Genomic DNA, 15,135 nt, shown 5'->3' with positions numbered 1-15,135 from the left:
TACATAACGCTACAGTAATTTGGGTAGAAAGCATTATTTTTTAAAGAGATGTTTATTTTTAGATCATAAATTCTGAAATATTAAAGGTACAGTTTATGTCTGCAAATCTTCCAAAGGCGGGTTTTACGCTTGCCAAAATTGCTGTAGGTGGTGCTGTTTTAGTCGGGTTAGGCATGGTAACCATGGCTTACGCCCAAAGCAAACCCTTAGCCGTGGTGGATAAGGTTGAATTAGACCGTTATTTGGGTGTTTGGTACGAAATTGCACGTAAGCCCATGTACTTCCAAAATAAATGCGGAACTAATGTCTCGGCTACTTATACCCTGAATGAAAATGGCAATGTGACCGTAGATAACCGCTGTTATGCCCAAGATGGTAAGTTGATGCAGTCCATAGGTGAGGCATTTGTACAAAACCCACCTTTTAACAGTAAGTTGAAAGTGAGTTTTTTACCTGAGGCGGTGCGTTGGTTACCTGTGGCACGGGGGGATTATTGGATTTTAAAAATTGATGATGACTATCAAACGGTTTTAGTGGGTGAGCCACGCCGTAAATATATGTGGGTGCTTTCTCGCTCGCCACAACCAGACCAAAAAGTTATTAATGAATACTTAGAATATGCAAAGTCAGTGGGTTATGACTTGAATGATCTGATTCATACCAAGCAATTGCAAAAGTAAAATCTATTAAGCCTTGAAAGCCATGCTGAAGCATGGCTTTTTTAGTTTCATATACGTATTTTAAAACTTGAATAATAAAGCTTTATACAGTCGAACGCTTTATAATTGCCGCCTATCAAAAAATCGTGTAAATCAATGTGGAGTGAAGGATGTATAAAGGTGTTGCACTATCGGTTTTAGCATCCGTCACTTTTGGAGTTTTGTATTTTTATACCTTTTTTTTAAAGCCCTTAGATAGTGAGCAAACTTTTGCTTGGCGTATGCTTTCGACCTTACCCTTTTTAACCGCATTCATGTGGTGGAGTGGCGATTTAAAACTCATTTCGGAGTTGTTTAAGCGTATCTTTAAACAACCTTGGATGTTTGCTTGGTTATTGTTCAGTTCGGTTTTATGTACCACGCAGTTGTGGCTATTCTTATGGGGACCCATGAATGGTCGTGGTCTACAAGTATCGCTCGGCTATTTTTTACTGCCTTTGGTCATGGTGTTGGTTGGTTGCATCCTTTACAAGGAAAAACTATCCCGTTGGCAAATGGCCGCGGTAGCCTTTGCTGTGCTTGGGGTAGGACATGAAATTTGGCGTATTGGTAGCATGGCATGGGAAACGGTTTATATCGCTTTGGCTTATCCTTTGTATTTCTTCCTGCGCCGTGTTTGTAAAACGGATCATTTGGGTGGCTTCTGGTGGGATCTGTTTTTAATTTTACCTGTCGCGTTTTATTTGGGCTTTGTGCATAGCGATAGTTTGGCTTTGATACAAGAGTTTCCACATCTGATTTTGGCGGTCATCGGACTGGGTTTCTTAAGTGCAATGGGACTCGGAAGTTATATACTCGCGAGTCGTTATTTACCTTTTGTGATCTTTGGTTTGCTGAGTTATTTGGAGCCTGTTTTATTAGCAGGAGCATCAGTTGCCATGGGAGAGCGTATAGAGCCAGGTGAGTGGTTTACCTATATTCCAATTTGGTTCGCAGTCTTATTGCTTATTATTGAAGGTGTGTTGCATTTATATAAACAGCAACAAAATAAAAAACAGCTCGAACGAAATATTGAGCATTTTGAAAAAAAGCAACATTCAGACTAATTTGATGATGTTCGGAGCTGTCATTGCTCTAGAATTTGGGCGATAAGCAAGTTCCTGATTTGTTTCTTGCCCTTTTAGAATAGTTGACTGTTTGATAAAACATCATTTGCGTAACTGTTTATTTTTTATCTAAAAAAATATTTTTTTAATTTTTATACTGCAAAATCATCAGACTAAATGCAATCATTTCTTAAATTAATAATGAATATACGACAAAAAACATCATGCATTTACAGCTTTCGATTCAAACTTGGCGCTAAATCCTTTACAATTGTTGGGTTTTAAAATTTATGCTTAGATTAAATTAATTAGAGGACGTATCTGTGAGCAAAGAGACTATCATCGCCCTACACGCAGAACACCAAGGTCGCTGGAAAAACCGTGAAGAAATCGCGGAACAAATGATCGCTTTGATCGGTCAGCTTTACCGTGAAAAAAATATTGTGGTTTCAGTGTTTGGACGTTCTTTAGTTAACCGTTCAGTTATCCAAATTTTAAAAGCGCACCGTTTCACTCGTATGATGGACGTTGAACTTTCAGTTGTACACACGTTCCCAATTCTTGAAGCGTTGGCTAAAATTGAAAATATCGGTACTGCTGAAATTGATCTAGGCAAATTAGCCGTTGCTTTTAAAGAGCAAGGTGGCGATGTTGATGCATTTGTTGCAGCCGCTGTTAAATCTGTAGAAGGTCGTGCGACTTCAGTAGAAGGTCGTGACGTTGTCCTTTACGGTTTTGGTCGTATCGGTCGTATTCTTGCACGTTTAATGATTGGTCAGTCTGGTCTTGGCCGTGGTTTGAACCTAAAAGCGATTGTGGTTCGTAAGTCATCTGATGGTGATTTGGAAAAACGTGCGTCTTTATTACGCCGTGACTCAATCCATGGTCCATTCTCTGGTACGATTTCTGTTGATGAAGAAAACGAAGCAATCATTGCCAACGGTCAATTCATTAAAGTCATTTATGCGTCGAACCCAACTGAAGTTGATTATACCGATTATGGTATTAGCAATGCGTTAGTGATCGACAACACAGGTAAATGGCGTGATGCTGAAGGTCTTGCTCAACACCTTAAGTGCCCAGGTGCTGCACGTGTGATCTTGACTGCACCAGGTAAAGGCGACATGAAGAACGTGGTGTTTGGTGTGAACCAAGCAGACATTCTTGATGAAGATACCATTATCTCTGCTGCAAGCTGTACAACCAACGCAATTACACCAACACTTAAAGTTTTGCATGACAAATACACAGTGTTGAATGGTCACGTTGAAACAGTTCACTCGTTCACAAACGACCAAAACTTAATCGACAACTACCATAAAGCAGACCGTCGTGGTCGTGCTGCAACGTTAAACATGGTAATTACTGAAACTGGTGCGGCTAAAGCAGTTGCTAAAGCACTTCCTGCACTTCAAGGTAAATTGACAGGTAACTCTGTACGTGTTCCAACACCAAACGTTTCACTTGCGATTTTGAACTTAACTTTAGATAAAGAAGTTGATCGTGATGAAGTGAACGAATACATTCGTAAAATCTCAATCAGCTCTAGCCTTCAAGGTCAGATCGGTTATACCAACTCGACTGAAGTTGTATCATCTGATTTTATCGGTTCGCGTACAGCAGGTGTATTTGATGCGCAAGCAACAATCACTTCGGGCAACCGTTTAACTGCATATGTTTGGTACGATAACGAAGTTGGTTATAGCTGCCAAGTTTTACGTATTGCAGAGCAAATGGGCGGCGTAAGCTATCCAAAAATTCCAGCTGAAACAAATGCATAATTTGTAATAGCGACTAAAAAGAGCCTCAATTGAGGCTCTTTTTTTTGCGCTGTTGTTGTGGATGAGGCCAATCAGGTGCATTGGGGTGACATAAGTACTGGCTTGAGTGCTAAGAGTTGCCAATGTTTAATCCCTAGTAATTTACTTAGAATAATTAGAATACTGTGTAAAATAGGACGATAAAAACTAAAGAGTCTGGTTGGTATACCGCCTCCCAATGACTTTCTAAGCTGACAAAAGGATGATATTTGTCAGATAAAAAGAAAATAAAACAAAAGGAATTTGAATTTGCAAGTGAAGCATGTGCTCAGTGGATTGGCATTCATTGTGTTGGCATCTGTATGCGGTGTACTTATCGCTATTTGGACGTTTAAACACTTTAATATTTATATTCCTTTAGAAAATCAAAAAGTCAGTATTGATCTGCAAGAACCTTTACAAGCTGAGGTTAAAATTCATGATGCCTTAGATGTGGATGTTACAGGGCGCGTTAATGCAGAAATTCCGATTCGTGAAAACCTGAATATTCCACTGACCCAAACTTTGACTCCACGGGTATATTTTGATAATCAGGTTCCGATTAAAACCACCATTCCAGTGCGTGAAACCTTGAAAATTAATCAGAGCATGCCTGTGGATACCAAGGTGCAGGTGAAAGTCATGGGGCGAGATGTGACTTTGCCTTTAAAAGGAAATATTCCCATTCAGTTGGATGTGCCGATTCATATCGATGTGCCACTTGAACAGCAAGTACACCTCAAATTTGATGCACCTGTGAAAACCGTACTGAAAGAAAATCTACATATTCCAGTCAATACAGTGGTTAAAACCAATATTCCAATACAGGGGCATTTAAAGGTTCCCATTAAAACGGCATTGAAAGCGTCGGTGGATGTACAGAATACATTGCCAATTGAAATTAAGCAGGGGGAGTTGAAAATTCCACTCAATAGCTTGCAATTACTACGTGAAAAACCTCAACCTCAAGAACACGTGAAGCCATAGGAGGGAGTATGTGGATATTCCAGTCTGCGAAGCGGCTTGTACTGAGTTTTGTGTGCGTTGTAATTTTAGTGGGTGCGCTGTTTTGGTTGTACCTGAATATTCAAGCCAGTATGCAAGTGTCTGCGAGTGAAGCACAAATTCAACTATCAGACTCTTTACCGACAAAAATCCAAGTGGGTAATTATTTAGAAACCCAATCTGTTGGGACTTTAGATACGCAACTGAAAATTGATCAAAAAATCAACCTGCCTTTGACAGGGAAATATTTGGCAAATTTAGAGTTTGAAGTAGAAGTACCCGTTTCAGTATCTGTTGATTATCAAACCGAGGTACTCATTGATCAAAACATGCCGTTGGAGACAACTACAGATCTAATTTATCAGAATAAACTGTTGCCTAAGTTTCCACTCACTTTGGATATTCCAATTAAGCTGGCTGTGCCATTTCACTTAAAGCAAGACTATCAGGTCCCGATCAAAATTATGTTTAAGGGCTTGGTCTATTTTGAGTTTGATGAACAAGTACGACTGCATGTGTTGCATCAGTTTGCGCCACAGTTAAATTTGAATGACCCAATGACTATGCGCAAAATAGCAAGCTTCAATGCGACCATGTACAACATAGAGCGAAGCACGACCGCAAATTTGGAAATGAATATGACACTACCCGTGAAGAATATTCATCCATAAAAAACACCGCCAATCATTGGCGGTGTTTGAATGTGAAGATTAAATGGGTGGCTTAAAGTGAGGCTTTGATCGCATCTTGAATGCTGGTGGTCTTACGTCCAATCAATTGTTCTAAGTCTTTGCTGTCGCTGTACATCGCACCTTTGGCGGTTTGCACATCAGCATCAACAATCACATCAATCAAGTGTGCTGGGAGGCTGGCTTGAGTTAAGCCTTGACGCAGGTCATCGGCAGACAAATTTTGATAGATGACTGGCTTATGTGCTGCCTGACTGATGAATTGAGCCAAATTAGCTTTAGTAAAACTTTCTGAACCTGCTAGTTCATAGGTTTTATTATCATGGTCCGTTGAGGTTAAGACTTTAGCTGCAGCTTCAGCATAATCTATACGTGATGCTGAGCTAATTCGGCCATCTTGAGCTGCGCCAAAAAGAGTCCCAATTTCAATGGTGTGAGCAACACCTGCAAGGTAGTTTTCGCTATACCAGTTATTTCTTAAGAAGGTATAAGTGATTCCACTGTCTTGAATTAGTTTTTCGGTTTCACGGTGTTCTTGGGCTAAGCCGAGTGGGGAAGTATCTGCACGTAGTAAGCTGGTATAAGCAAGATAAGGTACGCTTGCCACTTTCGCAGCATTAATCACTGCTTGGTGTTGAGGTGTACGGCGACCGATTTCATTGGCTGAAATCAGTAATAACTTATCTATTCCTAATAAAGCAGGAGCTAGTGTTTCAGGGTGGTCATAATCAAACTCACGCAGCTCAATACCTTGCGCTTTGAAATGTTCAGCTCTATCAATGTTACGAACCAGCGCAACAATATTCTGGGCAGCGGTCAGCTGCAAAAGTTGCCCTATAACGAGGTTGCCAAGTTGTCCTGTTGCGCCTGCGATTGCAATTTTCATAATTCACCTATGTTGGTTGTTTTCTATACTTGATGGTTGTATCTTAATCTGTTAACTTACTAAATGTAAGTACGTACCCAAAAGTAAGTAATAAACCAAATGGAGAGAAATGATGCACACCTATGCGACAAGCAAATTGTTAGGTCAAGTTTTATCCACAGAGTGTCCGTCTCGTGAAATTTTGGAGCATCTTACGAGTAAATGGTCGGTATTGGTGTTGCGCTGTTTAAGTGATGGCGTACATCGTTTTAGTGAACTCAAGCAGCGTATAGAAGGAGTGAGTGAGAAAATGCTTTCTCAGACGCTCAAAACGCTTGAGCATGATGGCTTTATTCTACGGACGGTCTATCCTGTGGTGCCGCCCAAAGTAGAGTACCAATTGACGATCTTGGGTTCTCAAGCCGCTGAGAAAACCATGTATTTGATTGGTTGGATTGAAAAAAGTTTGCCTGAAATTCTAGAAAGCAAGGAGCGAGTAGCAGCTTTAAAATAAAAGATGACAAGTATTGTGGATTGGTTGTGAGAATCCTTAATTGCATTTTAAGAGTGAACTCCTCAGGCGTGCGGAAGTGGTTTAGAGCTGATTAGAATTTCAGCCTGTGAAAAAGTCTTGTTATCAAACAAGCTATTCTTTTAGTGCGCTATTTTGATGTGAAAATCCTTTTTGAAAGTAAAAGTTGAGGAGGATTGAATAAAATGAGTCGAAGAGTGATCTAACGACTAAATGGTCAGCACATTTAAATTAAAAAATGAATAAAATCAGGTGAAAAGTGTCGAAAAGTTAGATTTTGGTATTTTTGTGACTAAATTTAATGTTTCGCTGAATAATTCTATTCGAGAAATTTTGTAAAATATGGCAGAATATGCGGTTTTAAAGTATTTAGAGGATTGGCAGCATGCGCTTTGTTGATGAAGCAGTCATTACCGTAGAGGCTGGCGACGGTGGCAATGGCGTAGCCAGTTTTCGCCGTGAAAAATTCGTACCTTTTGGTGGTCCAGACGGTGGTGATGGTGGTCGTGGTGGTAGCGTATTTATCGAAGCTGATGATAATACCAGTACCCTTGTAGACTTCCGTTATACGCGCCGCTTTCGTGCGGAGCGAGCTAAAAATGGTCGTGGTGCAAACTGCGCAGGCCGTGGTGGTGAAGACACTGTATTAAAGGTTCCTGTAGGTACAACCATTGTTGATACTGACTCGGGTGACATTATTGGCGACTTGGTTGAAAGTGGTCAGCGTGTGCTTGTCGCAGCGGGTGGTGATGGCGGTTTGGGTAATACTCACTTCAAATCATCGACGAACCGTTCGCCACGTAAGTGTACCCACGGTTTTAAAGGCGAATTCCGTGAAATTCGCTTAGAGCTAAAAGTACTGGCCGATGTTGGCTTACTGGGTATGCCAAACGCAGGTAAATCGACGTTTATTCGTGCCGTATCAGCAGCAAAACCTAAGGTTGCAGACTATCCGTTTACTACGATGGTTCCAAACCTTGGTGTGGTTGATGCAGACAGTCACCGTTCATTTGTAATGGCGGATATTCCTGGCTTGATCGAAGGGGCTTCTGAAGGTGCGGGTCTTGGTATTCGTTTCTTAAAGCACTTGGCGCGTACGCGTATTTTACTTCACATTGTGGATGTTCAGCCGATTGATGGTTCTGATCCTGCATACAATGCAAAAGCGATCTTGGGTGAATTAGAGAAATTCTCTCCGACACTTTCAAAGTTACCTATCGTTCTAGTGTTAAACAAAGTTGACCAACTTGCAGACGATACGCGTGATGAATGGTGTCAGCATATTTTAGATGAAATGCAGTGGGATGGCCCTGTATTTAAAACTTCAGGTTTGATGTCTGAAGGGACAAAACCAGTTGTTTATTACCTGATGGATCAAATTGAGCAACAACGTGAACGTGAGCTTGAAGATCCTGACTATGCAGCAGAAGTGAAAGCATTCCGTGAGCAGCTTGAAGCTGAAACACGCGAACAAACGATTGCCGCTAAAGAAGCATATCGTGAAATGCGTCGCCAACAACGTCTTGCAGGCCTGTTGGCTGATGATGATGAAGACGATGATGAAGATGACGGCGAAATGGAAGTGTTTTACGTACGTTAAGCTCGTAATGAGTAACTGAGGACAAGATGATAGAAGTGGTAGATGGGCAACGTAAGCTCGAAGCTTGTAAACGAATCGTTGTTAAAATCGGATCATCTTTACTCACAGCAAATGGGCAAGGTCTAGATATAGATGCAATTTCGCATTGGGCGAAACAAATTGCAGATCTACACAATGCAGGACATGAGATTATTCTGGTGTCGTCAGGAGCTGTGGCTGAAGGTATGGTTCGTATGAAGCTAGACAGCCGACCCACCGATCTACCCAGTCTTCAGGCGTGTGCTGCCATTGGTCAGATGGGCCTTATTCATACGTGGTCAAGTGTGCTTGAAAAACATCATATTCAGACCGCGCAAGTGTTATTAACCCATGATGATTTGGCAGACCGTCGTCGTTATTTGAACTCGTGTGACGCTTTACAGAACTTGATTGAATGGCATGTCATTCCTGTAATCAACGAGAATGACACGGTTTCGACCGATGAAATTCGCTTTGGTGACAATGACACACTGGCCGCGATGGTTGCAGGTCAAGTCCATGCAGATTTGTTAATTATTTTGACAGACCAGCAGGGGATGTTCGACTCAGACCCACGTTCAAATCCAGATGCAAAACTGTTCCATACTGTGCGTGCTCTAGATGAGAGTTTATTTGATATGGCTGGCGGTGGCGGTAAGTTTGGTCGTGGTGGTATGTTGACCAAAGTTCGTGCTGCACGCTTAGCTGCAAAGTCTGGCTGTCCAACGCTGATTGCTAGTGGTGAAAGCGACAATGTGCTTGAACGTTTGATGGATGGTGAAATGCTTGGGACATTGTTTATTACTGACAATGACCGCATTACTGCTCATCAACAGTGGTTAGCAGCTCACTTACAAACTGCAGGTCGTTTGGTGTTGGATGATGGTGCTGTTAAAGCCATAAAAGATAATCATCGTAGTTTACTTCCAGTTGGCGTGAAAGCTGTGGAAGGGCATTTTGAACGCGGTGACGTGGTTGAATGTGTTGATATCCAAGGTGGCCGTGTTGCGGTCGGACGTGTCAACTTTAGTTCACGCTCTGCGGAGCTGGTGAAGGGCTTGGCATCAGATAAAGTTCACCAAGTCCTAGGTGAAGCACGCTCACTCGAGATGATTCATCGCAACCATATGGCGATCTACTAATTTAAATGCATTAAAAAATCCCGCTTTCGAGCGGGATTTTTTTGTTTTGGAACGAAAGTTATTTGATATAGCCTTTTTGAATGAGGGGCTTAAATAAGTAAAAGTGAATCGTGAGTGCCCCTTGCATGATTTTATCTTTATAGAGATTCCAAAGCTTTAATCCAAAGAAGTTTAAGGCAAAAGCCAATAGAAAAGCGCCGAGCATATCTAAAGGGAAGTGAACACCAAGATAGACACGTGACCATGCAACAAGCCAAGCCATGACCAAGAGAAAAATTCCCAGTTTACGCTGTGCAGAGAAGAGATAAGAAAAAGCGATACTGCTAAAAATCAGCATATGATCACTCGGGAAAGAGCCATTGGGTGCATGGTAAATGAGAGTGCGTCCGACCTCCATGACGAAAGGCCGTGGGTGATAATATACATGAGAAATACATTGGCTGACCAAAATGGCGATACTGGTAAAGATAAACGCCTTCAATATCTGCTTTTTAGTGTCATAGTTACCACGTAGCCAAAACCAAGCAAACAGTAAAATCATGCAATAGAGCAGGTCATTGGCGATGAATATGGCAAAATTAATGCTGGCATTACTGGCTTCAGGAGAAGCATTAATCCATGAAAAAAGCGATAAATTAAGTTCTGAAAGAGTCATGAAAGTGGATTGTGTTTATAAAGTATGGAAGAGAGTCATAATTTTGTCATATTGTTAAAATAAAAAAGACCACAAAAATGTAGTCTTTTTTAACAGTTCAATGTAGTTGAACTAATTGGCTTTCTGGTTTAGAAATCAAATGACGTTTGAAGGTAGAAGGTACGTGGTTGCCCTACATATTTTCCACCTGTTGAGTCAGTAGAACGTGTGAAATATTGTTTATCAAACACGTTTTTAACGCCACCCGCGATTTTTAAACCGTGGAATTGCTCACCAAAGTCATAGGCTGTACGCACGGCAAAAGTGGAATAACCTGGAATATCACCTAATTTTCCATCAGCCGATTCGTCAGTTTGATAGGTATCACCTGAACCTGGAGAATGCTGCTTAGATTGGGCAAACATATCTGCATTGACGCTCCATTGATTCACTTTATAGCCTAAACCAACATTTGCTGTGTGGCGTGAGTGGAACGGAAGGTCTTTGTCTTTAAAGTCGCCTGCTTCAGCCACAGCTTTGGTGAAGGTGTAGTTGCTATAGAGTTTTAAGCCCTCAAGCGCATCGGTCAAATAAGCAAAGTCATAAGCTAGACCAAGTTCTACACCTTTGTGGCTGGTTGCGCCTAAGTCTGTCCAAATGCCATTGTTCTGCGCATCACGCTCTAAAATTAACTCTTTTTTGAAGTCTAAATAAAATGCGGTTAACTCTGCATTTAAGCCATTGCCTAAATACTTTGTCCCAATTTCATAGTTATTGGACTTTTCAGGATGCAAGCCATCAGTTGTGCTTTGCGCAACACCACCTTCTAAACGTGCCAATTGGTTGTATTGCTGTGGGCCGAATGAGACGCCCGCATTGGCAAAAATGTTCCAATTGTCTGTCGCTTTATACATGACCGATAGGCTGGGTAAAAACTCATCTGAATCAATTTTTGGTGAAACGATATTAACTGCTACGCCTTGGTTATAGGCAGTAAAATTGTTATGTGTTTCAATTGATTCAAAACGTAGTCCCGGTGTGATGACCCAGTTCCCTAAATCGAAGCGGTTATCTGCATAAATCGCATGTGCTTTAGTGCCACCTTTACTCGTGGTACGTGCTTTAATTTCGGTCACAGGTGCATTCAATGCATATGTAGATGAGCGACCTGAGAACTCTGAACTATCTTCATCTAAATAACGATAGCCGATAGTAAATTCGCTATTTGAGTTACCTAATTGGTATGCACGAGACCAGCGCGGTTCAATGGCAAAAACTTTATAGTCGCGTGGAGAGGTATCCATACGCGAAGTGGTCGTACTGACATCAGTCTCTAAGTCACTCGTGCGAAATGAGTCAATATAATAGGTCAGCAATTCAAAGTTATTTTTTTCATCTTGATGTGTATAGCGGAATGACACATCTGAGCGACGACCAGAGAAATAATTACGTGACTTATTTGACTGATAAGGGTTTTGTGCATATTTTTCGGCAGTTAAGCCTTCAGGCATTTCACCATAACCTTCATAGTGATGTAGGTTTAAGGCAATAGCATCAGCATCTGTAATTTGATAGGCCGTTTTTAACATGACATCGTCAATGTCAGTTTTATTATTGGCTTCACGGTAGCCATCACCTTTTGTTCCCGAATAAAGCAGAGCAAGGCCTAAACCATTATCTAAGGTTCCGCCTACAAATAGGTTCGGGCTGTATTTGACTTGATCTGTACCCGAAGCATATTCGGTCGTTAGGCTGACATTACCTGCAAACTCTTGAGGAATCGCGCGAGTTGCAAAATTAATGATACCGCCCACGTTCTGCGGCCCAAAACGTACAGAGCCTGCACCACGAACCACATCTACAGATTCAATATTGCCTAATGATACTGGTGCTAGAGAAAGCTGAGGCTGTCCATAAGGCGCAAATGATAGCGGGACACCATCAAGCAGTACTGTAGAGCGAGGAGATAAACGAGAGGCTAAACCACGGACCCCAATATTGAGTGAAACATCACTGCCACCTGTACCATTATTTTCTTGGACTTGAACACCAGGCACTTGCTTCAGGGCATCTTTAATTGAAGTCGCAGCAACTTCATCTAAGCGATTGCGAGTAATAATCGTACGAGCGCCTGCATGCTTTTGCACTTTTTCTGCATTGGCATCTTCTAACCAGTTGCCTTGTGCTTCAAGTTTGATGGTCGGAAGCACATTGTTGCTCGTTGCTTCAGTGAGTTCTTCTGCTTGTGCATAGGTTAAGCAGCTCATAGAAAGCCCAATCGCAATGCTGAGTTGTTTGGCTTTGAATAATCTGCGATCCTGCAGATGAAGACGTGATGAAATTATTCTTTTGTGCGCAATCCATAATAAAGAGCGCGGCTATCATATGCTGAACTTTGTTGAAATCAAATAATAACCATTATCACTTATTGCAATTAAAACACTAAAATTAATAGGCGAATTAAAGTTTTCTTGATGGACACACAATAAAAAAGCCACGTTTAACGTGGCTTTTTAGATGAATTTGAATGAAATCTGTTATTTAAGTTGAACAGTACCATTTGCATTCACAGTGATTTTAGATTCACCACCAGCTACATCTTGCATTGGTGCATCAGCTGCTGCGAATTTTGCACTTTCTGCACGCATCATGACTGGGCGAGGGTAGTAGTTGCTGGTATTAATGTTTAAGTTAACCAAGTTATAACCTGACTTACTCCATGCTTGTGCTAATGATTGCGCACGCTGTTGAAAGTTTTTCGATGCTTCCACAATCAGCTCATTTTCCACTTTCTTACGTTGTGTGTCGGACACACTAAAGCCGATTGACTGGGTTTGGAAGTTTTGCTGTAGCTCTCCAATCAACTGGCTCGCCGCTTTAAAATCGGTACTTTCTAAATTAATTTCAGCACGACCTCGCCATTCTTTTAACTTTTGGTTGTCATCGTTGTAAATTGGGTAGGTGGTTTGAGAACCTGTTTCAACTTTTACGCTTGGATATTTACGAGCTAAAGCTGTGGCTTGATTCATCAGTTGCGTAATTTGTGTTGCGAGTTCGGCAGGTTGTTTATTACTACGTTCAATGTAAAGCGTTGCATTCATTAAATCGTTGGATACTTGGCGTGTTGCCTCGGCCTGAACATTGACAATATTGTAGTTCAATTGGTTCTCAGACTGAGCAAAAACTGCTGAGCTAAATAAAGCACTAAGAGCGATTGCTGGGATGAAGAATTGACGCATTTTTATTCCTTTTTTATTTAGGAGGAGTTTTGCAACATTTGTAAAAAGCTTAAAGCCAATTTGTGGTGAATTTGCGAAAATATTGTGGTTCGATTGTAAAAAAAGGTACAAAATATTTTTCAGAAAAACCTAGATAAAGTTATTTATTTCAAAAACTTATTTTTCAACCAGGGTGAGTATTTTGAAATTTTGTGGCGAAGTTGAAAAATAAATAAATTCATCGGCTTTTCTTTACGTTGTCACACTATAAGAGGATAATTTAAGCTATGGTTTGGGATGATATATTTTTTTAGTAAATTTCTGGCAGATAATATCCAAAAGCTGTTTATTTTATTGAAAATTTCTGTATCATCCGCCTCCTAGTTATGAAGTATCCAAACGCTATCTGACTAGATTTATAAAGCGCCGAGTCAAAGGACCAAAAGTCACCCGACTTATTTCTTTCAACCCATATCAGAGATGGTAATTCGATATGAGCGTTTCTTCTGTAAACCCTGCCACTAATACTACTAACGAATACTATTTGACTCGCCAAAGTCAGATGGAATCCAATGTTCGTAGCTATCCACGGAAATTACCGTTAGCGATAGCCAAAGCATTAGGCTGCTGGGTTACTGATGTTGAAGGTACAGAGTACCTCGATTGTTTAGCTGGGGCAGGAACATTGGCTTTGGGCCATAATCATCCTGCGGTAATTCAAAGTATTCAAGATACACTTGCAAGTGGTCTTCCTTTACATACTTTGGATTTAACGACACCTTTAAAAGATGCATTTACTGAAGCATTACTTGAACAATTACCAGGCGGTAAGGAAGAGTATTGTTTACAGTTCTGTGGTCCATCTGGTGCAGATGGCACGGAAGCAGCAATTAAATTAGCGAAGACGTATACCGGTCGTAGCACAGTGATTAGTTTCTCTGGTGGTTACCATGGTATGACGCACGGCGCTCTTGCAATGACAGGTAACCTGTCTGCGAAAAATGCTGTAAATGGTTTAATGCCAGGCGTTCAATTTATGCCGTATCCGCATGAATACCGTTGCCCACTTGGTTTAGGTGGTGAAGCGGGTGTGGATGCTTTGACGTATTTCTTTGAAAACTTCATTGAAGATGTTGAAAGTGGTGTAACCAAGCCAGCTGCTGTTATTCTTGAAGCAATTCAAGGTGAAGGCGGTGTGGTAACAGCGCCGACCAAATGGTTGAAAAAAATCCGCGAAGTGACTGAAAAACACAATATTGTGTTGATTCTTGACGAAGTTCAAGCAGGCTTTGCACGTTCAGGTAAAATGTTCGCATTTGAACATGCGGGTATTGAACCTGACGTAGTGGTGATGTCTAAAGCCGTTGGTGGTAGCTTACCACTTGCTGTATTAGGTATTAAACGTAAGTTTGATGCTTGGCAGCCAGCAGGTCACACGGGTACTTTCCGTGGTAACCAATTGGCAATGGGTACTGGTCTTGCAACGATCAAAACCATCAAAGAACAAAACCTTGCGCAAAATGCACAAGAACGTGGTGATTTCTTACAAGCTGAATTTAAAAAGCTTGCTCAAGAGTTCCCATGTATCGGTAACGTGCGTGGCCGTGGTTTGATGATTGGTGTTGAAATTGTTGATGAGCGTAAACCAGCGGACCATATGGGTTCTTTACCTGCAGATGGTCAATTGGCAGCAGCGATTCAAGCGGCATGCTTTAATAACAAATTGTTGTTAGAAAAAGGCGGCCGTAACGGTACAGTCATTCGTTTACTTTGCCCACTTATCATCACTCATGATGAATGTGTTGAAGCGGTTTCTCGCTTCAAGAAAGCAATTGCTGAAGCACTTGTTGCAACTCGAGGCGCGTAAT

13 protein-coding genes are annotated in these 15,135 nt (G+C 41.2%); 9 read left to right on the top strand and 4 right to left on the bottom strand.

Annotation, left to right across the window (positions count from 1 at the left end; all coding sequences use genetic code 11):
• Positions 1–95: 95 nt before the first annotated feature.
• From AC4CU2_RS10170 to AC4CU2_RS10150, 5 genes are all read left to right on the top strand, one after another.
• Positions 96–680, top strand: coding sequence for a lipocalin family protein (locus AC4CU2_RS10170; RefSeq protein WP_336000250.1), 585 nt, complete (start codon positions 96–98; stop codon positions 678–680).
• Between the two features lie 149 nt (positions 681–829).
• Entirely contained in the window at positions 830–1,765 is a 936-nt protein-coding gene (gene rarD, locus AC4CU2_RS10165) for an EamA family transporter RarD (RefSeq protein ID WP_114836601.1), read from the top strand.
• 323 nt (positions 1,766–2,088) lie between these two features.
• A complete protein-coding gene (locus AC4CU2_RS10160) occupies positions 2,089–3,546 on the top strand; it encodes a glyceraldehyde-3-phosphate dehydrogenase (protein WP_004980374.1) in 1,458 nt (485 codons plus the stop codon).
• Positions 3,547–3,834: 288 nt separating this feature from the next.
• Positions 3,835–4,551, top strand: a complete 717-nt coding sequence (locus AC4CU2_RS10155; protein WP_490768773.1) for an MFS transporter — start codon at positions 3,835–3,837, stop codon at positions 4,549–4,551.
• 8 nt (positions 4,552–4,559) lie between these two features.
• Positions 4,560–5,240: a hypothetical protein gene (locus AC4CU2_RS10150; RefSeq protein WP_490768772.1), complete on the top strand. Its 681-nt coding sequence runs from the start codon at positions 4,560–4,562 to the stop codon at positions 5,238–5,240.
• Positions 5,241–5,292: 52 nt separating this feature from the next.
• Here the strand turns inward: AC4CU2_RS10150 and AC4CU2_RS10145 are convergent, their stop codons facing one another.
• Positions 5,293–6,144 (bottom strand): SDR family oxidoreductase, encoded by an 852-nt coding sequence (locus AC4CU2_RS10145; protein ID WP_286406767.1) that lies wholly within the window; start codon positions 6,142–6,144, stop codon positions 5,293–5,295.
• Positions 6,145–6,256: 112 nt separating this feature from the next.
• Here AC4CU2_RS10145 and AC4CU2_RS10140 point away from each other — a divergent pair, with 112 nt between their 5' ends.
• The 3 genes from AC4CU2_RS10140 (at position 6,257) to proB (ending at position 9,415) form a co-directional block, all read left to right on the top strand.
• Complete coding sequence (locus tag AC4CU2_RS10140) at positions 6,257–6,637, top strand: winged helix-turn-helix transcriptional regulator (protein ID WP_004980366.1); 381 nt, start codon at positions 6,257–6,259, stop codon at positions 6,635–6,637.
• A gap of 403 nt (positions 6,638–7,040) precedes the next feature.
• Positions 7,041–8,255: an Obg family GTPase CgtA gene (gene cgtA, locus AC4CU2_RS10135; RefSeq protein WP_004980365.1), complete on the top strand. Its 1,215-nt coding sequence runs from the start codon at positions 7,041–7,043 to the stop codon at positions 8,253–8,255.
• 26 nt (positions 8,256–8,281) lie between these two features.
• Positions 8,282–9,415: a glutamate 5-kinase gene (proB, locus tag AC4CU2_RS10130; RefSeq protein ID WP_062034593.1), complete on the top strand. Its 1,134-nt coding sequence runs from the start codon at positions 8,282–8,284 to the stop codon at positions 9,413–9,415.
• 58 nt (positions 9,416–9,473) lie between these two features.
• Here the strand turns inward: proB and AC4CU2_RS10125 are convergent, their stop codons facing one another.
• The 3 genes from AC4CU2_RS10125 to AC4CU2_RS10115 all read right to left on the bottom strand — a co-directional run bounded on the left by AC4CU2_RS10125 (position 9,474) and on the right by AC4CU2_RS10115 (position 13,288).
• Positions 9,474–10,070, bottom strand: a complete 597-nt coding sequence (locus AC4CU2_RS10125; RefSeq protein ID WP_490768771.1) for a phosphatase PAP2 family protein — start codon at positions 10,068–10,070, stop codon at positions 9,474–9,476.
• Positions 10,071–10,198: 128 nt separating this feature from the next.
• Positions 10,199–12,394: a TonB-dependent receptor family protein gene (locus tag AC4CU2_RS10120; RefSeq protein ID WP_490769229.1), complete on the bottom strand. Its 2,196-nt coding sequence runs from the start codon at positions 12,392–12,394 to the stop codon at positions 10,199–10,201.
• A gap of 192 nt (positions 12,395–12,586) precedes the next feature.
• Positions 12,587–13,288, bottom strand: a complete 702-nt coding sequence (locus tag AC4CU2_RS10115; protein WP_004693610.1) for an SIMPL domain-containing protein — start codon at positions 13,286–13,288, stop codon at positions 12,587–12,589.
• 472 nt (positions 13,289–13,760) lie between these two features.
• On the opposite strand from AC4CU2_RS10115, the gene AC4CU2_RS10110 reads away from it, so the two are divergent.
• Positions 13,761–15,134 (top strand): diaminobutyrate--2-oxoglutarate transaminase, encoded by a 1,374-nt coding sequence (locus AC4CU2_RS10110; protein WP_004693606.1) that lies wholly within the window; start codon positions 13,761–13,763, stop codon positions 15,132–15,134.
• Position 15,135 lies beyond the last annotated feature (1 nt).

This window comes from Acinetobacter sp. 797_lipA (genome assembly GCF_058243025.1).
Note: the sequence above shows the minus strand (reverse complement) of the source record. Positions and strands in the feature narration are given on the sequence as shown.